This window comes from Paenibacillus sp. MMS18-CY102, from assembly GCF_009789195.1.
In the GTDB taxonomy this organism is placed as follows: domain Bacteria; phylum Bacillota; class Bacilli; order Paenibacillales; family Paenibacillaceae; genus Paenibacillus_T.
In genome coordinates this window covers 79613-100141 of the sequence record NZ_WSTC01000006.1, presented here as the reverse complement: position 1 = coordinate 100141, position 20529 = coordinate 79613, and the positions used below count along the sequence as shown (strand labels likewise).

The 20529-nt window shown below is 47.9% G+C and carries 22 protein-coding genes, 1 pseudogene and 1 riboswitch; of the genes and pseudogenes, 7 read left to right on the top strand and 16 right to left on the bottom strand.

Annotation, left to right across the window (positions count from 1 at the left end; all coding sequences use genetic code 11):
- Positions 1–31: 31 nt before the first annotated feature.
- The 7 genes and pseudogenes from GON22_RS06190 to GON22_RS06160 form a co-directional block, all read right to left on the bottom strand.
- A complete protein-coding gene (locus GON22_RS06190; protein ID WP_160395238.1) occupies positions 32–400 on the bottom strand; it encodes a DUF4180 domain-containing protein in 369 nt (122 codons plus the stop codon).
- The gene (locus GON22_RS06185) at positions 397–987 is read right to left on the bottom strand and encodes a hypothetical protein (RefSeq protein WP_160395237.1); all 591 of its coding nucleotides are present in this window, start codon (positions 985–987) and stop codon (positions 397–399) included. Before GON22_RS06185 ends, GON22_RS06190 begins: the two co-directional genes overlap by 4 nt.
- Positions 988–1001: 14 nt before the next feature.
- Entirely contained in the window at positions 1002–1406 is a 405-nt protein-coding gene (locus GON22_RS06180; RefSeq protein WP_160395236.1) for a DUF2716 domain-containing protein, read from the bottom strand.
- Between the two features lie 467 nt (positions 1407–1873).
- Positions 1874–2377, bottom strand: a pseudogene (locus GON22_RS25965) (GNAT family N-acetyltransferase); the annotation flags it as partial.
- A gap of 138 nt (positions 2378–2515) precedes the next feature.
- A complete protein-coding gene (locus tag GON22_RS06170; protein WP_160395234.1) occupies positions 2516–2665 on the bottom strand; it encodes a hypothetical protein in 150 nt (49 codons plus the stop codon).
- A gap of 37 nt (positions 2666–2702) precedes the next feature.
- The gene (locus GON22_RS06165; protein WP_160395233.1) at positions 2703–3245 is read right to left on the bottom strand and encodes a histidine phosphatase family protein; all 543 of its coding nucleotides are present in this window, start codon (positions 3243–3245) and stop codon (positions 2703–2705) included.
- Positions 3246–3258: 13 nt separating this feature from the next.
- Positions 3259–3705, bottom strand: coding sequence for an NUDIX hydrolase (locus tag GON22_RS06160; protein WP_160395232.1), 447 nt, complete (start codon positions 3703–3705; stop codon positions 3259–3261).
- Positions 3706–3790: 85 nt separating this feature from the next.
- On the opposite strand from GON22_RS06160, the gene GON22_RS06155 reads away from it, so the two are divergent.
- The 3 genes from GON22_RS06155 (at position 3791) to GON22_RS06145 (ending at position 6602) form a co-directional block, all read left to right on the top strand.
- Positions 3791–4885, top strand: coding sequence for a hypothetical protein (locus GON22_RS06155; RefSeq protein ID WP_160395231.1), 1095 nt, complete (start codon positions 3791–3793; stop codon positions 4883–4885).
- Positions 4886–4927: 42 nt separating this feature from the next.
- A riboswitch (ZMP/ZTP riboswitch) is annotated at positions 4928–5012 on the top strand.
- Between the two features lie 82 nt (positions 5013–5094).
- Positions 5095–5952 carry a bifunctional 5,10-methylenetetrahydrofolate dehydrogenase/5,10-methenyltetrahydrofolate cyclohydrolase gene (locus GON22_RS06150; protein ID WP_160395230.1) on the top strand — a complete coding sequence of 286 codons (858 nt, stop codon included), beginning with the start codon at positions 5095–5097 and terminating at the stop codon, positions 5950–5952.
- The gene (locus GON22_RS06145; protein ID WP_160395229.1) at positions 5949–6602 is read left to right on the top strand and encodes a cyclodeaminase/cyclohydrolase family protein; all 654 of its coding nucleotides are present in this window, start codon (positions 5949–5951) and stop codon (positions 6600–6602) included. Before GON22_RS06150 ends, GON22_RS06145 begins: the two co-directional genes overlap by 4 nt.
- Before the next feature lie 89 nt (positions 6603–6691).
- Here GON22_RS06145 and GON22_RS06140 read toward each other — a convergent pair.
- From GON22_RS06140 to GON22_RS06125, 4 genes are all read right to left on the bottom strand, one after another.
- Positions 6692–8247 (bottom strand): IS3 family transposase gene (locus GON22_RS06140; RefSeq protein WP_160395228.1). Its coding sequence is split into 2 segments (ribosomal slippage): positions 6692–7617 and positions 7617–8247, totalling 1557 coding nucleotides; the frame shifts between segments, so codons are not numbered across the junction.
- Positions 8248–8338: 91 nt separating this feature from the next.
- On the bottom strand, positions 8339–9259 hold the full coding sequence (locus tag GON22_RS06135; protein WP_160395227.1) for an ornithine carbamoyltransferase: 921 nt from the start codon (positions 9257–9259) through the stop codon (positions 8339–8341).
- A gap of 155 nt (positions 9260–9414) precedes the next feature.
- Positions 9415–10497 (bottom strand): phytase, encoded by a 1083-nt coding sequence (locus tag GON22_RS06130; protein WP_202113119.1) that lies wholly within the window; start codon positions 10495–10497, stop codon positions 9415–9417.
- 222 nt (positions 10498–10719) lie between these two features.
- Entirely contained in the window at positions 10720–12126 is a 1407-nt protein-coding gene (locus tag GON22_RS06125) for a phytase (RefSeq protein WP_160395225.1), read from the bottom strand.
- Between the two features lie 705 nt (positions 12127–12831).
- On the opposite strand from GON22_RS06125, the gene purN reads away from it, so the two are divergent.
- A complete protein-coding gene (gene purN, locus GON22_RS06120) occupies positions 12832–13443 on the top strand; it encodes a phosphoribosylglycinamide formyltransferase (protein ID WP_160395224.1) in 612 nt (203 codons plus the stop codon).
- A 97-nt stretch (positions 13444–13540) separates the two neighbouring features.
- Here the strand turns inward: purN and GON22_RS06115 are convergent, their stop codons facing one another.
- The 3 genes from GON22_RS06115 to GON22_RS06105 form a co-directional block, all read right to left on the bottom strand.
- Complete coding sequence (locus tag GON22_RS06115) at positions 13541–14062, bottom strand: ankyrin repeat domain-containing protein (protein ID WP_160395223.1); 522 nt, start codon at positions 14060–14062, stop codon at positions 13541–13543.
- 76 nt (positions 14063–14138) lie between these two features.
- A complete protein-coding gene (locus GON22_RS06110; RefSeq protein WP_160395222.1) occupies positions 14139–14972 on the bottom strand; it encodes a helix-turn-helix domain-containing protein in 834 nt (277 codons plus the stop codon).
- Positions 14965–15993, bottom strand: a complete 1029-nt coding sequence (locus GON22_RS06105; protein ID WP_160395221.1) for a LacI family DNA-binding transcriptional regulator — start codon at positions 15991–15993, stop codon at positions 14965–14967. Before GON22_RS06105 ends, GON22_RS06110 begins: the two co-directional genes overlap by 8 nt.
- 117 nt (positions 15994–16110) lie before the next feature.
- On the opposite strand from GON22_RS06105, the gene GON22_RS06100 reads away from it, so the two are divergent.
- Together GON22_RS06100 and manA are read left to right on the top strand one after the other, a co-directional pair.
- Entirely contained in the window at positions 16111–17028 is a 918-nt protein-coding gene (locus GON22_RS06100) for an ROK family protein (RefSeq protein ID WP_160395220.1), read from the top strand.
- Positions 17029–17057: 29 nt separating this feature from the next.
- Positions 17058–18002: a mannose-6-phosphate isomerase, class I gene (manA, locus tag GON22_RS06095; RefSeq protein WP_160395219.1), complete on the top strand. Its 945-nt coding sequence runs from the start codon at positions 17058–17060 to the stop codon at positions 18000–18002.
- A 319-nt stretch (positions 18003–18321) separates the two neighbouring features.
- Here the strand turns inward: manA and GON22_RS06090 are convergent, their stop codons facing one another.
- Positions 18322–18993, bottom strand: a complete 672-nt coding sequence (locus tag GON22_RS06090; RefSeq protein WP_160395218.1) for an HAD family hydrolase — start codon at positions 18991–18993, stop codon at positions 18322–18324.
- Positions 18994–19139: 146 nt separating this feature from the next.
- Between GON22_RS06090 and GON22_RS06085 the strand changes: the two genes are divergently transcribed.
- Complete coding sequence (locus tag GON22_RS06085) at positions 19140–19724, top strand: GNAT family N-acetyltransferase (RefSeq protein WP_160395217.1); 585 nt, start codon at positions 19140–19142, stop codon at positions 19722–19724.
- Here the strand turns inward: GON22_RS06085 and GON22_RS06080 are convergent.
- Positions 19721–20458, bottom strand: coding sequence for a phosphotransferase family protein (locus GON22_RS06080; RefSeq protein ID WP_160395216.1), 738 nt, complete (start codon positions 20456–20458; stop codon positions 19721–19723). The genes GON22_RS06085 and GON22_RS06080 overlap by 4 nt on opposite strands.
- Between the last annotated feature and the right edge of the window lie 71 nt (positions 20459–20529).

Below are 20529 nucleotides of genomic sequence, written 5' to 3'. Positions count from 1 at the left end.
AGAAGGGCTCTTCTGCGCTCCTCTTACTCCGTTAGCGGCTGTTATGCAGCGCCTCCAGCGCCTCCGCCTCTGTCGAGCGAAAGGCTACTTTGTTGCCCTGATTGCACTCGTAAATAAAATCGTTCAAGCTCTTGCTATTATAGCCGCTGAACTCGCCAACGATAGCAATCGCCATTTGATAATTGGTATACTTCTGCAAAATCTCTCCCGCGAGCCCTGTGCTCAGTTGAAAGAAATCCTCCACGATATTTTCTTTTTTCACCAGCATTTTGTCGCATCCGTGGTTGTAATGGACGTCGGCTAGCAGATCCAGCGCATCCCCAACGTTCGATATAATGAGGCCATCGCTTGATATAACGGCTACCTTCGAACCGTTCTTCTCATTTACAGCAATGTTCATGGCTTATAGCTCCTTATATTCGTGAGTATCGTTTCAACGATTTGATCCTTTTTACATACAGGCAGTAACGCATCCAGCGTTTGAAAATGAAATGCTCCAAAGTTCATCGGCAAATGCGAGAAAGGACGGTCGTAGATCATTACGATCTCATATCGAATGGAATCCCGTTCCTTCGGAAGCAGGGATAATTGTTTGTCCAAGCCGTGCCATATCTCTTCGATATAAAGATCCGAGACTCGTTCAAGCACGCTCTTCCCGCCGATCGGATCTTGCCACCACCAGGATATAAACAGCTTCCAGCTCGTTTCATAATTGGCTTGGCCCCGCTCATCGGGAGTAAACAACTGATTGTATTGGCGCTCAAATTGAAAATCCTGCTCAAACGTAAGATTTCCCGCGCAATAAGAGTGCCATAATTGCTCAAACTGGGCTCGGAACTCATTTTCGGATAAGAGGCCGTTTGGATCAAGGCTAATGTCCGGAAACTTTTGTGAACCTTCATCCCCATTATCATAGAGCCCTTTTACATAAATCAAGTAATTCGGCGTCAGCGGAATGCAGTTGCATAGGGTGAAGTTTTTGAACATCAATGCACTCCCACTCAGCCTCGAAGCAACACCTTTTGCAGCATTCGAGGTTCATTTTGTAACAAGCAGCCAATTAGCTTTTCTCCATAGACCGTGATTGTTTGTTCCCATGGATGGCCCAAATTGCCCCACGAGAAATCCCTTGCAAGAAAGAAATGATAATCGCCATCTGGATGAATGGAAATTATCCAATCCCCGCTATCAACACTCTCAGGCGGTTGTCTTGGGAACTCCAATCGTGCGTCCACTAAATAACCTTCATGCTGCCAATCTAAAGCATAGATTAGTTCCCCCGGAAGGGTACATTGTTGAAACGCAACAACTGCCTGTTCCTCGAAATCTCTAATAAATTCTTCTTTGCAGCAGTTCGATATGTCGTATGTAATAAACGGACCAGGCGCAGTATAAGAAGGGAACATGCTCACTCTCCATTAATGATATTATTAAGCCCACGTCTCCTATCCAAAGCTACTAACGCCCTTCTTCTTACGTATTCAACGTTATCTTCTGAAAATCTAGACAACAGATTAATCCCCTCTTCATCCATTCCTTCTATTTCGCCTAGGGCATGGGCAACTTGCCACCTAGCTTGGCTATCAGAATAGGCAAGAGCTTTGTTCGCTATTGCGACCAATGCTCCGGGATGTTCAACCAACATTTGCAATACATTTTCTACTTCATTATCCCTAGCTAAGATATATAAAATCAGTTCGTAAACTGCTGTATTCCAATCATCTATTAAAGTATTGCCAATAACGCCCCGAACAGCAAGATAAATGCTATTCCAGTGCAGATATTCTGTTTCCCAATCACTATGCTTTTCAGTTACGCCGCTAGCCCATTGTTTAAATGCATCAACCTCATGTTGGAGATTCTGAACCTCCCAATCTTCCCGCAATATCGAATAATAATACTCATCCCACCACTCATCGCCATGGGGGATACATTTCTTGAAATGCCCTTCCCTTCTCATCCCGATTTTCTCCATGACGCGATAGGACGGCGTATTCTCCGGCTGGCAAGTAGCAATAATTCGGTGCAGATTCATTTTCTCAAACGCATGCTTCAAGACGGCTAATGCTGCCTCAGAAGCGTACCCCTTATTGTGAAACTTCGGATTAAACACCCAGCCAATTTCATACGTATGTTCGCCAAAATATTTATGAAAAACGATATGCCCAATAAGCGTTCCTTCGTCAGCTAACACGACAGGAAATTTTTCGGCCTTGCCATCCATATTGTTGCTAACAAATTGTTGCGCCAGTTCTTCCGTAAACACCCCTTCGGGCATGTAACGCATAGCGTCCTGATTCGACGTATATTCATGCACGGATCGCCAATCCATCAATTCGAACTTGCGAATTAGTAACCGCTCGGTTTTTAAGTTCATTTTAAGTCCCCTCATTTCTCTCTCGAAAGACGGAATGGGCTCACCCTGTATGGCCAGCCCGTTTAAACAGCTTGATTCCTAACCTATATGCTAAACAAGCCCCGGTTAAGAGGCTTGCACACACAGTAAGCTATCGCTTCACTTTTTTACAAATCCAACAATCAACGTAATCAACGAAACCAATGCCGAAATCGACAATAGCACGATCAGCCATGTTTCAGTCGAGACGGTAATCAGGTATACGGATGCGATTAGCAAAATAACCCGATACAGTGTCGCAAAATTCAACGCTATTCCCCCCTTTAAAATCGCCGTTCGTTTATCATCATTCTGTCCATATTCGCTGCATGCTAGGAGCACCCTTCTCGAAGGAAAGCTGGAATACGTCAGGATTAGATAGCAATTCCCACTCCTTGAACCCTACTTGACCATCAAAATGCTTCAGCAGCAACGAGATCAGGTTTCCGTGCGAGACCATTACGGCATTCTGATGCCCGCCCTCCAGCACATCTTTAACGACGCCAACAGCACGGTTCATCGCGGCGTTACTAGATTCCCCACCATCATAACATAAATCCAGCTCCTCATAACTTCGCCGCAGCCGATCACGCCAATCCGGATGGCTCGTGCCAGATAACACCCGTTCCGTTAGCCGAGCGTCCAGAACAACTTCTATGCCAAGGCGTTCTGCTAGCGGCGCTATGGTACGATAAGCTCTTTCATAAGGGCTCGAAACCACATAATCAATCGCCCTGCCTGACAAAAATGCAGCAAGCTGCTCCGCCTGCTTGACACCCTCTGCAGTTAACGGAGCATCTGGTGCTTGTCCCTCTGCCTTACAATGCCGCACGACATAGATATGTTGCATCGCTGCCATCCCCTTATAATCCGATGTTGGCTTTCAAGCCTTGGTAGCTTCCGGCCTCAGGAAATCCCGCTTGAACAATAGCCATAAACTTCTCAGAGAAGCCATGCGCAACAAGCTCATGAATGGAAACCATGGCGACGTCGCTTATCGGATTGAGATCAAACTCATTAGAAGGAATACGCAGCTCTCCACCGATCCGTTTCAACAGAAACGTTATATGGATGAGAGAAGGCGAGGCATCCGGTTTATCGCATAGATATAATAACTTGGAAACCGTAGTGGCAATCCCCGTTTCTTCTTCAACTTCCCTAACAATTGCCGCTTCTAGCGTCTCTCCTTGCTCCACTCGCCCACCTGGCAAAGACCACTCGCGATCAGGCGTTACGTTTTGTTTTACTAACAAAATGCAATCTTGCTCTACCAGCACTCCCGTTACTCTAACCTGCAATAGATTGCTCATCCCGCTCCATGCCTCCCATTCGTATAACCAAAGAAAATATAGTATCATAAAGTACCTGATTTTGGTATAAAAAGGAGTACATCTCATGGTTCGATCACAATTGATCTTAATGGAAGGTCTTCCCTCGACCGGAAAATCGACGAACGCTGGCATCCTTTTAACACAGCTAGAGCGCAATGGGCATAAGGCGTGGTGGGTTCACGAGGTAGCTCGGCCTCATCCGGTTTTATTTTTTTATGAAGCGTACATGGAGAATCACGAATACGACGCATTCATCACCCGCCACCCACATGCCGCCGCCACATTGGAATCGTTCATCATTAGGCGTAACCGTTCCGTTGGCATAGACTTGCTTGAACTCGAATGGCATCATCTTGATCAACTCGGGAGTGAAGCCTATCATGGCCTATGCCAATATGATGTATGGAAATTTTCATTGGAGCGTTATAAGAAGGCGGCGTTAGCCAAATGGGAGCATTTCGTCCAGCAGCAAATGCAATCCGATGAGATTGTTATTTTGGACAGCAGCATTTTTCAATTCCAAATCTATAGCTTTATATTGGCTGACGCGCCACTCACTGAGCTATTGCCGTTTATTGAGCAGCTCTACGCCATTATTGCCCCGCTTCACCCGTCGCTCGTTTATTTACATAGAGAAGATACGAACGATACGATCGATTACATGATTCAGGATAGAGGCACTGCTTTTCTTGAACGCATTTGGGAGCGAGACCGGCATCGGCCATACTATGCGAACCGCCCGGAGGGTGCAGAGGGGTACAAAATGTTTTTGCGGGACTACGGGACATATGCGAAAGCCCTGTTCGATTCAACCCCGTTCGCCAAGCTAGCGCTAGACATCAAGGATGGGAAGTGGAACGAGTACGTGGATGCGCTCCTTCGGTTTGTGGACCTATCTGATGTAGCTCCAATTGAGGCTAACTATCCTAACAGAATCTATTATAATGCTGTGTTGAACCAGTCGATTGCCATTAAGAATGGCCAGTTGATCACCCCGGACGGCGGCAGCAAACGAATCATTCCCCTTTCAGCATCCGAGTTCCGCCTCCATGATATGCCTGTGTCGATTCGCTTGCAGGATAACGCAATCCATATCGGTGGCGAGCAGCTATGTGAGCGATGGACGGCGACAGGAACGGTCTTTGCCGCTCAACAATAGGCCTTGCTTTTAATAGACTTTTTGATAAAATAAGGGAAAAACAAAGCGGCATGCTACTGGCGAAGAAAAGTGGAATAAACCACGAGGGAGCCTGCCGTTGAACGTTCCGTTCGCCTGGGAGAAGTATCTGCAGTTGACTCGTACAATAACGAGCCTCCGCAGATGCTTTTTTTCGTTTCCGAATAAACGAGAACAGGGAGGAAATTGGGATGTCCGTACTCATGAAAGCAAAAGAAGCAGCAGACCAGGCATACGAAGCAATCAAAACGAAAGTAGAGGCGATGGGAAAGAATGGCCTTCACCCTCACATGGCGGTCCTATTAGTCGAGGGAGACCCTGCATCCGCCTATTACGCGCAATCCAAACAAAGAATTGCTAGCAAGCTTGGCGTAGCCTTTCATCTCCACGCCTTCCCCGCAAACGTAACGGAAGATGAGATTCTTCGCCTGATTACACAATTGAATGATGATCCTACGGTCCATGGCATCATGCTTGAACTTCCCTTGCCTAAGCACTTATCGGCGAACAAAATCGAACAGGCAATTTCGCCTATGAAAGACATCGACGGCGTTACGCCAAGCAATAAGCTTGCTACGGTTACAGGCGGCGCCGGCCTTTACCCCGCTACTCCCCAAGCATGCATTAAGCTGCTCAACCATTACGGCTATCGCCTTGAAGGCAAGAACGTTACGCTTATAGGGAGGGGCCAAACGGTCGGGATGCCGTTATTTCATATGCTGCAACGGGAAAATGCGACCGTAACCGTGTGCCATTCCCGCACGCCAGACTTAGCCTTGCATCTTAGCCATGCAGAGATCGCTTTTGTCGCTGTCGGTCGCCCTGATGCCGTTGATCGCAGTATGGTTCATCCAAACCTAGCCATCATCGATGCAGGAATAAACGAAACGGCTGATGGGAAAATCGTGGGAGATGTTGCTACAGACGCAGGCAATCATGCATGTGCTATCTCTCCAGTCCCGGGTGGGGTTGGAACGTTAACGACTGCCATTCTGTTTGAGAATCTCATGAAAGCAATAGGCATGCAATTCGGAGAGGAATTACGATGACGAATATGGTTTCTTGGGACAGCTCCATTCGCGTTTTCCTGCAACAAGCTGGAAGCCCAGCCCCTACTCCAGGCGGCGGAAGTGTCGCTGCTCTGATCGCCGCGCTCGGAGCATCCATGGCAACGATGGTCGGCAACCTCTCCCAAGGCGGTAAGTACGCTCCTATTCAACCCCAAATCGTCGAAGTTATCGAGATGATGGCCAGCTTGACCACGGAATGTGAAGAGCTGCATCATGCCGACATCACTTGCTTTAACTATTACATGGAAGCATTGAAACTCCCCAAAGTGACGGACGAAGAGGCGCTCATCCGCAATCAGGCCATTCATGAAGCCGCCATTCATGCCATCGATGTCCCCCTTCGCCTTATTGAAGTGTGCAAAGCGGGCATAATCTGCACGCATCGCATTGCCGAATCATCGAATAAAAACGTCATCTCCGATCTTGGCATCGGAGCCATATTGTTTGAGGCTGCCGCCCAATCGGCTTCCCTAACCGTCGAAATCAATCTAAACTCTTTGCAAGACTTGTTGCTAAAACGCCAGTATGCAAGCAAGCTATCCTTATGGATCAGTGAGATTGAAAATCTAAAAAACGAGACGTTACAAATTGCCCGTAACAGAATCATGCATGGCGACGCAACAACGTAAGCTTCAATGAGCTATCTCCAATCAATTAGAGCTTGTCCATTACATGAACTGCACCCCGTCAAGTAGACAGCATAAAAAATAAAAGCTAATTAAGCGGCCTTGGTCCTGAATTCCATTGGACTTAGGCCGTTTAGTTTTGCTTGTAGCCGTTCGTAATTGTAAAAGTGAATGTAATCGTCAATATCCTTTTGGAGCTCCTCGAAAGTGCGGTAGGTATGCAAGTAATACTTCTCGCACTTCAATGTTCCCCAGAAGGATTCCATGGGACCGTTGTCAATGCAGCGCCCGACTCGTGACATGCTTTGCTTCATTTCAGCTTCGTCCAGCATCTCTTTAAAGCGTAGTGACGTGTACTGAAATCCACGGTCACTATGAAGCATTGGCGTGCTTTTTGGCGCGGCCTGTAAGGTCCTCTCTAACGTTTGAAATACGAGAGGGTTGTTGTTGGATCGTCCCAATACATAAGAGACAATTGTTTTATCATGAAGATCCAAAATCGCGCTTAAGTACGCTTTCTGTCCATGACCATACTTGAATTCTGTTACGTCCGTTACCCACTTCTCATTTGGCGCTTCTGCTTGAAACTCACGGTTAAGCAAGTTCTCAGCTACTTGTTGGGGAGTGGAACGCTCATATTTCTTCTTTTGTCTACGAATGACCGACTGAATCCCCTTGAGCTCCATAAGGCGCCGTACGCGCTTGCGGTTAATCGGTTTCTTGGTCTCACGACGCATGTGTAGGGTTAACTGACGGTAGCCAAAAGTACCCTCAACCTTCTGGTGTAGGGACATCATGACTTCTGTTAGCTCTCTGTTTTCCAATTCTCTTGCGCTAGGTTTGTGGTTAAGCCACTTGTAATAGCTCGACCGTGGGGTCCCTGCAATTTCACATAGAAGCTGTATGCTGAGTGATTCTGCCTGTTGCACGGCTTGGATGGCGAGATAGACGTTTTCCTGACGATGTTGGTTTAGCGACACCTCCTTTGGAACTCCTGTAACTTTTTTAAGAAAGCATTCTCCGCACGAAGCCGCTCGTTTTCATACTCCAGCTTTTTCATGGCAAGCTTCTGTTTGTCGGCTTCCGTCAGTTCTTCGGGTGCTTTTGTACGCCCCCTGCCGTCGCGTAGAGCCTCTTGGTCACCCACTTCGTATTTCTTAACCCATCCATATACTTGCTGGTAGGAGACTTGAAATTGATTCGCCGCTTTCTTGTAGTCCTGCTCGTTTGCAAGACAATACAGAACAATGTCAATCCTCTCCTGGTATGTTGTCGAGCGTCCTTTGGTCATAGCTGGTGATCCCCCTGTATAGGCACTTAAGCTGCTATGACCATTATACTTCTTAACCCAGCTCGCAAGTTGACATCGGCTGGCAATCTTATATTTGTCGATTACCTGATATTGCGATAATCCCCCCTCAAGATGATCCTTGACGGCTTGAAGCTTAAGCTCAGCGGAATAACTGCGATTATGAATACGGGGCTCTAATCCCTCATAGCCGTACACGCGATATCGACGACGCCATTTGGCAAGCGTTGTTTTGCTGATACCGAACTTTCTAACCGCCTCTTTAACGCCTATACAACCATCCTCGATCTCCTGAACGATAGCGAATTTATCTGAGGCGGTATATTCTTTTTTGGACATGAAAAATGCTCCCTATACGGCAACACAGGTTTTATTATTTCACCTGTCTACCGTATAGGGAGCATATCATACAAATGGCAAGCTCTTTTCTTTACTCGTTTTCATTTAGCAAATAAAGCAGCAGCGCCTTCTGCACATGCATCCGATTTTCCGCTTGCTGGTAGATGACGGAACGGTCCGATTCGATCAGCTCTTCTTCAATTTCATAGCCCGGATGAATCGGCATATCGTGCATGATATAAGGCGTATGCCCTTGCAGGTTAGCCCTGTTCAGCTGATACGGCAGCATTTGCTCCAGCCTGCGATTTTTCTCATCCTGGTAATGCTCCTCATGGAAAAACTCCATATCAATCCATGTGTCGGTGTAGACAAAATCAGACCTAGCCGCCGCTTCGGACAGGCTGTCTATACGTTCCACATAACCGCTTGCATACGCAGCCTGCATCAGGCCTTCATCCCATGAAGGGGTGTTGATAATTGGGGTCACAAGCAACAGCTTGATGCCTAAAGTGACACAGCCCGCTATTAAGGAATTAGCCACATTATTATGAATGCCAACATACGTAATCGTGACTCCTGTGAACGTGCCTGCTATTTCATATACGGTCATCAGGTCAGCTAATGCTTGGCAAGGATGGTATTTATCGCAGCAGCCGTTGATTACGGGAACGTTAGAATGCTTCGCTAATTCAAGCAAATCCGAATGCTTCTTTAATCTAGCCATGATCACGTCACTGTTGCTCGATACGTACCGCGCCTCATACTGAATGGGTGAAATGCTAAAATTGCTGGCATCCCAGTCCAGTGCCACCGCGTAGCCGCCTAATTGATTGATTCCGGATTGAAAGGAAAGATTCGTCCGGGTAGAGGTTTTCTGAAACAGCATAAGGAGCCCTTTTCTATCGCATGCATGATCATACTCACGAGGGTTCTGTTTGATTGCAATCCCCGTGAGGATAATAGATTGAAGCTCCTCTTTGCTTAATTCTTTTAGGGATAATAAGTGATTCAATGGGTCACCTCATATTGAATATTTATTCATTATAATGAATATAAATACAATAATATGGCAGCTCGCTATTGGTGTCAACTGTACCTTCCTCCACCCCTAGAAACGAAAAAAGCCGAAAAGGTGGTCGGTCGCCACCCTTTCGACTATAAAACCCCTTATTGCCGTTCTTCAAGCTCCCGTGGATCAACAGAATCGAGGGTTTCGACAAGAGATCCGAATTCATCCGAAATATTATCCCATTCGACCAATTTAAAGTTCTGGTTGATGGCTACGCCATTCTCCATGTTCTCATCATCCTGGGCGACGAACAAACCGTTCGAGAATTCATCCCCGAGATCATAGTTAAGAACATCAATGCCATCCGTCTCGCTTGTGCCATCCGTATCATCGCCGTCTCCGATCATGAAGCTGCCGAGATATGGGTTGGAATTCTCACGGTCAAAGATCGCATAGCTGCTGCTGCCTTGACTAGATGCGATCAAATAGCCCTCGCCATCCTCTCCGTAATACAGGGTAAGCCCCTCAACATCAGCCGTTAACTTCTGATTATCAACCGCAGCTACTTGAACAGCGCTGTTACCAGCATTAGGCTCGGCACTATATTTCCAGATCCCCACGTCTTCCTCAGCGATGTATATCTTGCCGTATTCATCGTCAGCGACCATCCCTTCGGATTGCGAGCCAAGTTGGAATGAGCGAACCAGCGTTCCATTAATTTTTCCGCTTCCATTGTGGTATAGCTCGTACTGCTCGAATTCTCCGGCTTTACCAAGCACCAACGCATAGAATTTACCGGTGCGTTGGCTGTGATATAAACTGAAGCCGTAAACCTCACCCATGTTGGAATGGATTGGCGTTCCAGAAATATTGGTAAGCGCACCCGTAACAGGAGAGATTGCGTAGATATCGACTGTATTGGTCGTCCGGTTCGTGGCCGCTGCGATATCCACTTTTTTGCTGCCTAACGGAAAACCGTAACGGACATCAACATTGTTCATTTTACCAGTCGAATAGGAAAACTTCTGATGGCCCTCTAAGTCATACACCAGCAAGCCGCCTGCTTTGTTCGTTGCGATGATCGTGCTGTCCTCCGCATCATCAGGGTGAAGCCAGATTGCCGGATCATCCGCAGCATCCTCACCGTTGCTGACGGCATCCGTTTCCACATCGGCCTCAACATAGACTGGCTGCGTCCCATTAGCGAGCGCATTGGACCCCATCGACAAAGAAATGATCATCCCTGCCACTATCAACCTCTTGTAAAGCTTGGACACAATTAATTCCTCCTTTTATTTATGAGTCAATTAATACAATATAAGGGTATTGTTACAGTTGTATTATCATTATGTTAATACTTTGTAATTCCCTTCTTACTCGAATATACATGCAAAAAAACCGTACTTCTGCACGCAGCAGAAGCACGGTTTGAATACAATTGTGGAGGAATTCGCGATTATGGATTATTTGACGTCTCGCTTGATGAGTTTACGCGGATTAACCACATTTTCCTTCTCCATAAGCAGTTGGATTGGTCCGCCCTGTGCAATCTGCTCCCATGCGACGACCTTGAAGTTCTGATTCAATTCCTTGTTGCCTTCCATGTTGGAATCGTCTTGTGCGACGAAGATACCGTAAGGGAATTGCTCCCCAAGCCCGAAGCCTAGCACATCGATGCCATCTGTAACGGACGTGCCATCGATCTTCTCTCCAGCTTTAATCTTGAAGCTCGTTATATACTTATTGCTGCCTTGGCGATCATAAATTGCGTAGCTGTCACTGCCTTGGCTGGAGGCGATCAAGTAGCCGCGGCCGTCTGCACCATAATAGATGGTCAAGCCTTCGATATCATCTTGCAGCCTGCGGCCGTCAGCAATATCTACCGTGGACAACGGCTTGACGCCGCCAGTAGGCTCTGCTGCATATTTATAGATCGCATAATCCTCTTCGGCAATGTACATAGTGCCATATTCATCGTCCGCTACAAGGCCTTCCGACTGCGAAGCGAGCTTAAATTCACGAACCAGCTTGCCTACAATTTTGCCCTTGCCGTTGTCTGACAGCTCATATTGCTCGAACTCGCCTTCCTTGCCCAGCACGAGTGCATAATATTTGCCGCTGCGCAGGCTGTGGTACAAGCTGAAGCCATACACCTCTTCCATCTTCGCAACGATTGGCTTCGCGACGATATCTTTCAATTCGCCGGTTGCCCCGTTAATTGCAAACACGTCTACCGTGTTTTTGGAACGGTTCGTTGCTGCTACGATATCGACCTTTTTGCCGCCAAGCGGAAAATCATAGCGAACATCGATATTGTTCATTTTGCCAACATTATAATTTTGCAGCTGCTTGCCATTCAAATCATAAACGAGCACGCCACCGCCTTTATTCGTTGCAATGAGCTTGGAATTGGACGGATTCGTGGGATCAAGCCAGATCGCCGGGTCGTCTGCCGCATCCTCGCCATCTTCCACTGCTGCAGTTTCAACTTGCGCCTTAACAGCGAAAGTCGAGATGGCATCCTGCGGATTGCGGAATTTCGCATTCTCAGCCAGGATTTGCTTCAGCGCTTCTGAAGGAATGTAAATCGAATTGCCAACCATCTTAATCTTGCTGGCGAGTTTGTATCCTTTGCCCGCCAGGCGGTATTCTTGTTCACCGACGGTAAACGTGCCTGCAATGCCATTCTTCAGCTTAACTAATGCCGACAGGTCATCGTTATCCCAAGTGACTGTCGCACCAATTTGTTCAATATTTTTCCTCAGTGGCTCGTACCCTGCCGTGTTAGCGCTTGCCCCCATTGCTGTCCCAGCCTGTACAAGCAAGCTTGCGGATAATGCGATCAATGCTGCGGATTTCCCAATATTCATTTCGATTCCCTGCCTTTACGTTATGTTATGTCCATATGGAACAAGGCTACAGAGGAAGTGTTAGATGAATATTATGGGCATGTGGTTATATTGTAAAAGCCATTGAACCCCTTTAAGCGCCTAACCGTTGCCTAAACCGATCCATTTGCAAATCATCAATTGCCTGTATGGAAGCTCCGCACTTCGAGAGGCTTATGCTTTCATCCTTCCTCGATAAAATAAAGTACTTCTCTCCTTTTTTTAAAGGGTAGGGGCAGTCGGATGCTGCCGAGAGTTTAATTTCTTCTATTGGCTTGCCTTTCCACGTTCTGTCGACCGCAAATTTAACTTTATAGGCTTTCGTTATTCGATCTTGTTTAATGGACACCACTTTAGCTTCGTAGATATGGCCTGACTGGTTGATCTCATCGTCCAATGGGCCTGACCTTTCGCACAAACAACCGCCAGTGGCGATTTGGGAGAGGCTATTTTCCCGGAATAATAGAAATAAAACTGCTATTATTAGCAAAATGCCGCCACACAATTGCGATGTGTTTCATCTTTTTCATACCATCCCCCTCATGGCTATATTAACATTTTTGGATGAATTGTATAAATAAGGTCCAATCTAATATAGCAGGCAAGCCTGTTATATTCCCTCCATGCCCATCATGATATAATCTAATATGATAAAATAATGAGAACAAACGCAAAGGAAGTGATGGAATGGAAGCCATCCGACTCGGTTTCCTAGCTTCGCATGGCGGCAGCAACGTGCTTGCCATCATTAAAGCTTTCAAGGAAGGCAGGCTCGCTGCTGCTCCGGCCGTTGTCATTAGCAACAATTCCGGCTCAACCGCACTGGCGCATGCCCGTAACGAAGGGGTGCCCGCCTATCATATGAGTGCGAAGACCAACCCAGATCCCGCTGATCTGGATAGCCGCATCCTACAAGTGCTAGAGAAGAATGGGGTTAACCTCGTCATTCTTGCAGGCTATATGAAAAAAATCGGTCCAAATACGCTAAACGCATTCAACGGCCGGATATTAAACATTCATCCTTCCTTGCTTCCAAGACACGGCGGGCATGGCATGTATGGCCAGGCCGTGCATCAATCCGTTCTCCAGTCAGGGGATACAGAGACCGGCGTAACCATACACCTCGTTAACGAAGAATATGATCAGGGTGCCATTGTATCCCAATTTCTAGTGCCAGTTCTCCCAACCGATACGGCAGAAACTTTGTCGGCACGCGTCCTTGAACAAGAGCACCTCTCGTATGTCGAGACGATTAACCGAATCGCCAATCGCATGATCGATCTCAACACTCTTCAATAGTGAGTGCTAACCGTGCTGTTGCAGCACAAAAAAAGGGCTGCCCCTCAGCCTTCGCGGCTTTTGGAGCACCCCTTTTAGTCTAATAATCGTTTATAAATTATTCTGCCGTTCCGTGCTGCCGAAGCACCGCCGCTACGTTATGGTTGCCCTGCTGCAGCGCAAGCGACAGCGTCGTTTCCCCATCTTCCAGTCTCGCATGAACATCGGCACCATGCTCGATCAACATACGAATCAGCTCGATGTTATCATCATGGAACGCAGCCGTGTGCAATGCAGTATGCCCGTTGCTATCGAAGATGTTCACCTCTGCCTGATGGTTTAATAGAAGCCTAATAACATCCAAGCTGCGCTCCCCCGCGATGGCTGTATGCAATGCCGTATTCGAAGGAATGTAAGAAACCTTTGAATGCGATACGGCATTCACTTCAGCGCCGTGACCGATTAGGAGCTGGACTGCCGCTTCGTTTCCAAAATGGGCTGCATATCCCAATAGCGTAAGCCCATCGCTATTTTCCATGTTTACTAGCTCCGGATAGGCTTTTAACACCTCTCCCAACAGTAAAACATCCCCAGACTGAGCCGCCTTAAATCCGTCTTCGATCATTTGCTCTAACGCCATCCGTGCCCCTCCATTCCATGATTTCATGCTCACATTCCCAATTATAATTGGAGCTTGAAACCATACTTCTCGAAAATCACTTTTTTCGGCGGAATTGGAGTGGCGATGCCGCAAATCGCCTTGCGAATAAGCTGCTAAAGGAGCTGGGGCTTTGAAACCCAACCTCTAAACAAATGCCGGTAATTGGTTTTTCAGTGTGCAGCAGCAGCCGCCTTGCTTCCAAGAGCCTTCTTTCCGTTAAAAACTGATGGGGGGATACGCCAAACAATTGCTTATAGCTTCTCAGAAAATGATTGGGGGACAAGCAAGCCGCTCTCGCCGCATCAGCTAGAGTTATCGGCTGATCGAAGTAAGCCTCAATAAAGGCATGGCCGATCTGTACGCGTTTATACAACTCTTCACGCGTGGAGGCTTTAAGGGACGGCAGCCTCGTCATTTCTATATGTACCTGCCGATGAACAGCGAGCAGCCCGTGCACTAGTACATACAGCTTCTCCTCCAGCCATTCAGCGTCCAACTGGCGAAACCTATAAGCCGTTTTGATTTGGTCTAATGCAGCTTCTAGCCACTGGTCATTATACGTTTTTTCAACAAAGGCAATCGACGGTCCCATTGGGGCAACAGGATTGTCCAACAGGTGTTCATGGGACGCTACCATACTGTAATAGGCCTCTTCCGCCATTCCCTCGGGGAAGAAAATGCAAAACGATTCCACAGGAGTCTCCGAGTCAATCGTTATCGCATACTCCTGCCCATCATTAAGCAGTAGGTAGCGCCCTTCCTCAACCGCATAGTTCCCGTACCCAACATGGTAGAAAGCACGCCCATTACGAAACGTTTTAATCGATAAAGCGCCTTTCCCCTTCCAGTAATATTGGTCACTTCGAGCATGGAGTATCAGATTACCCATGCTCCCGCACCGATTCCCCCGCAATTAACGCAGGCGGGATATATACCCGTACCATCTCGCGGCTTGGTCCCGTGAGCGACAATAGCAGTTGGGCTGCTGCATCGCACATCCGTTCCTTGTCCACCCGCATCGTCGTTATCTTGAGCCCGCTCTCCTCTTCGTACTTCAGGCCGTCAAAGCCCACAATCGATATATCCTCCGGCACCTTAATCTCGCGCTTCCGCAGCTGTCTCGCCAGCAAATACGCAATCCGGTCATTGCTGCAAAAGAACGCACTCGGCAGCTGTCCGCCCAATCCGTCCAAGAAGCCCCCAATCTCCTGCTCCGTATGCTCGAAGCTTGGCGAAGACACCATTACTTTACGGGCATCAATGGGGAGCGCATGCTCCTGCATCGCTTTCCAATAGCCGAACCACCGCTCTTCATGGCTGGTCGTGAGATTGGCTGGCCCAATAAACCCGATCTCGCGATGGCCCGACCGAATAAGTAAAGATACCGCCTCGCAAGCGCCCTCCATATTCGCGGAGGTGACGACTGGGCATGGCAATTCCCGGTGATACGAGTCCAGCATGGCTAGCGGAACGTCCAGCTCCCACACCATTCGGGCATACGCCTTGTCCACGATTCCGAACAGAATAATGCCTTGGTACGCGATATCGGTACAATGCTGCGGCAGCCGAAGGTCCGTCTCCATCTCCCGATCTATGGGAGCGACGACCGCATTCAACCCTTTTTTGCGGATGCTTTTCTCAAGCCCCCAGATCATATCATGGAAAAATTGAAAATGATCGTTATCCTCATAGCTCATAATCCGCTCCGGCACAAGAACGAGGACGTTCCCGCTCGAAGCGGATTTTTCCGCGAACTGGCCGTAGCCCAGCGCCTTTGCTGTTTGCTGTACTTGCTGGCGCATGTCCTCACTGACGCCTTTCTTGTTCTGCAAAGCAAGCGATACCGCATTTTTCGATATATTTAGTTGATCGGCAATGTCCTGCATGGAAACTTTCTTTTTGCGTGCCATCGGTTCTGTTCAATCCTTCCGAAACATGATAAACTATGCCTAACTTTACTTTACAAATAGTTTATTTGTCAAGTTTGTCAAGTGATGATGATCAAGTTGAGCTGGAGGGAATATGTCGTGAGTTATGCGATTGGCATTGATATCGGAGGCACCAAAACAGCTATTGGTATCGTCAATTCCGCGGGAAAAGTGTTAGCGAAAACCTCGCTTCCTACAGACCAAGCACTTTCGCCGGCTGAGATGGTGGATCGTATCGCCGAAGCGGCGCGCGGGCTTCTAAGCAATCAAGGATTACAGCAATCCAGCCTTCTTGGCATTGGAATTGGAGCACCTGGCCCGCTTAACACGAAGCTAGGCATCATCGCCGAGCCGCCTAACATGCGTGGCTGGTGGGGTTTCCCGATCGTGGATGCTTTCAAGAAACATTTTGATGGAAAAATTATTTTCGAGAATGATGCTACAGCCGCAGCTTTAGCAGAAAAATGGGCCGGTGCGGCGCAGGCTGCCGAACATTTCATCTATATCACGGTTAGCACCGGCATTGGCGCGGGTATTTATAGCCATGGCAGGCTCATTACAGGAGCGACGGGCAACGCGGGCGATATCGGGCATATGGCCATCGATCCTGCGGCTGGCACTTGCGTTTGCGGCCAACAAGGCTGCTTGGAATATGTCGCTTCCGGCACTGCCATTGCCCGGCAGGCTAGCGAGCTGCGCGGGCGGCCTGTTTCGTCCAAGGAAGCATTCGATCTGGCTTTCTCTGGACAAGATGTTAGAATGGAAGAAATAGTTAACCGCGCATTCCGCTACATCGGCATCGGTTGCGTTTCGCTCATCAATACGTTTGATCCAGAGCTGCTCGTGATCGGCGGCGGTGTTTCCCAAGTAGGTGCGCCAATGTTCGACGCCGTAACAAGCTATATTAGGCACAATGCGCTTAATCCTTCAGGCCGCGGCACGCATGTCGTTCCCGCCGCACTCCAACAAGATGCGGGGCTTATTGGAGCCGCTGCACTCATCCATATCCCTTATTAATACAGAACGCGAAGGAGATTATTAAACCGATGAATCAGCCTATTTTTCTGCAGTCCGTGTTTCAAGAACGCATCTGGGGCGGCACGAAGCTAAAGCAATTGTTCAACTATAATATCCCGAATGAGCGTACAGGCGAATACTGGGCCGTATCGGCGCATCCGAACGGCCAGAGCATCGTCAGCAATGGCACTTACCAAGGCATGAAGCTTGGAGAACTATGGACCGCTCACCCTGAGTTGTTCCGTTCCAACTCCGCCGTGTTCCCGTTGCTGACCAAAATTTTGGACGCTTCCGATGACCTCTCCGTCCAAGTCCATCCCAATGACGAATATGCCGGCAAGCATGAGAATGGCGAGCTTGGCAAGACGGAATGCTGGTATATCGTCGACGCCGAACCGGGCGCTACGATTATTTTCGGCCATGAAGCGACGTCGAAGGAACAGCTTGTACAGATGGTACAGGACGGGCAGTGGAATGCACTGCTCACGCAAGTGCCAGTCAAAGCGGGCGACTTCTTCTACGTCCCGAGCGGAACGATCCACGCCCTGGGCAAAGGCATCGTCGTGTTGGAAACGCAGCAAAGCTCTGACACTACTTACCGTGTCTACGATTATGACCGCCGTGACAAGGATGGCAACCTGCGTGAGCTGCATTTGGACAAGGCTATTGATGTAACGACGATTCCTCAATCCTATGTACCCGTTCCGTACAGCACGCGGGAGTCCGAAGGCATCACCGTAACCGCCTTCGTATCGAACGAATTTTTCACCGTGGAAAAATGGAACGTATCCGGTGTGGCACAGCTTCCTGCGAGTGAGAAATATACGATTGCTAGCGTGATCGAAGGCAGCGGTACGCTTCGCATGCAAGGTGAAGAATATGCGTTGAAACCCGGCGACCACTTCATTTTGCCTGTGGCGTTCGGGCCATATTGCCTGGAAGGTTCGTTGGAGTTGATTATTTCGCAGGAGTAGAAGGACTAGGAACAAGAAGAGGAGCTCTTCAAAGCAATTTTGCTTTGGGACATCCTCTTTTCTAACGGACCTGAGAGCCGCTAAACCCTTCCAAAAGCGCCCGTTGCAGATGTAACGGACTCCATAGCCGTTATTTAGCTACTTTACTTCCTCACGAGGGGGATTTTGTTCATATAACGGCTCCTCGGTCCGTTAGAACTAGAAAGGGCGTGATTCTGCCAAATAAGGGCTCCTCGGTCCGTTAGAAAGAACGGTATGGCAACGATGACAGTGACCGTCTCGCGGAGGCGGTCATTTATTTTGTTTCTATGTAACGGTGCTAGGATAACAACGGAAGCAACGTTTCCAACGAATTGACCGTATAGTCCGGGGAATGCGCCGGCGGCAATTGTTTGTTTTTACGATTCATCCAAGCAACCTTAATGCCGGCATTGTTAGCCCCGCGAACATCACTAGTTAGGGAGTCACCGACATGAAGCACCTCGTCAGGATTAAGATTTAAGACCGTGAGCGCCTGTTGAAACATCTCACCCCGGGGCTTGTATGCTCTAACATCCTCACTCGTAATGACATGCTCGAATGATAATCCGTTATGTTGAATGGCTGCTAGAATGTCGTGCCGGTCAATATTAGAGAGAATGATGGCGGGAACACGGATGGCTTCCAAAAACAGCATTGTATCTTCGAACAGCTGCGGAGACTGCCAGTGGCCGAATAAAACTTCGCACAACTCGTCTGGATTTTCTAACGATTGATAGAACGCAATTGTATCTTGCAATGCTTGACGCTCGATTTCACGTTGGCTTTGGAATTGATCGCCATACGATGCTTGGAATGCCTTGGAAAATGAGTTCCACCAGTAAGCGCCCACCTCTCTTGTAGTGGATGGAATCGGTGAAGACTTCAAAATTCTCCCGCAGATTTCCTCAATGTACACGTCATCTTCATGGACCAACGTACCGTAGAAATCTAGAAACACCGCTTTGTACATAGCCCTCAACACCCCGTCTTTTTTATTTCAATACATTACCGTTTTACCACTTTAACATAATAACGCAACGAATCACAATGATTCACTATTGCTAACTGAATTTCCATTGTGATATGGTTATTGGAAATATTTTGAGAGGTGAGCATATGGACGTTACCAATACGGAGCCCATTTTGTTATCGATACCTGAGCGCTTTGAGAGTAAACGATTAGTAATACGTGCCCCATTATGGGGAGACGGAGCGGCTGTTAACAATGCGGTTGTTGAAAGTATCGAGGAGCTCCGCCCGTGGATGCCGTGGGCACAAGCCCTCCCTACACTCGAAGAATCGGAATCTAGCATTCGACGGTCCCGGCTGCAGTTTCTGGAACGTTCGGATTTGCGGCTGCTGCTATTCTTGAAAGAAACAGGGCAATACATCGGCGGCAGCGGCCTCCATCGGATCGATTGGCAAGCGCGCAAATTTGAAATCGGATACTGGGTTAGCACCTCGTTCGGCAAACAAGGCTATATTACCGAAGCAGTGGATGCGATTACGGACTATGCGATTCAAGCGTTACAAGCAAATCGCATTGAGATCCGTTGTGATTCCCTGAATCAATCAAGCGCCCGAATCGCTGAGCGTTTGGGCTTTGCTTTGGAAGGCATTCTCCGTAACGAGAAGTGTGATGCAGCAGGCTCGTTAAGGGATACTATGGTGTTTGCTAAAGTGCGAGGGGTAGAGTTTTAAAACTCGTTCGGGTTTTCACCCATTCTAGCCGTACGGATCACGGAGAGATACTCACTTATCATTTCGCGTGTCGTATTCATTGCGATCAAATAGTGATCTGCCAGTGATTTTTTCAATCGCAGAAAGGCTTCCCGATCTTCCGTTTCTGCTGGAACGGGCGTATATTCGACCAAATAAACGGTTCTGGCCACATCATATAAATAATCGCCATGGCACACATTCATGAAATCGATAACGGCTGTATGCCCACCTGATAACATAATATTGCCCGGATGAAAATCACCATGGCAAAGCGTGTCTCCATCCTTCAATTGATCTAGCATTTCTAGAGCCCGCTCTCTTTCCATCGGACTAGCCGACTGCGCGTTTTCGATATGATATTTCAGAAAATGTTTGTAATTCATGACATTACTAACGCTGTTCTGTACGATGGCCGTATGCAGGCCTGCCATATATTCAGCACATCCTTGGATGTCCCCCGTCCTAAATAGCCAGCCTAACAGGGGTTCTCCTTCCACTCTGTCATACACAATGCCAACTCGATCTTCGCAGTTAATCATTTCATAGGCCTTCGGCTTATCGAAATTCAATTCATTGATTGCCACTGCGTTTAGAAACTCTGTTTCAACTGCATGCTGGGGATAGCCTTGAAAGAAAAGCTTTAACGCTCTCCCCTCTTCCCATTCATAGACGGTTGCTGTGTTGCCTTGGCCGATTATTTCCCCATATTTCATGTATATCTCCCCTTTTCATTGCCACCAATAATCCCCTAGATTATACTTATGTATGGAATTAATTGCTAGGA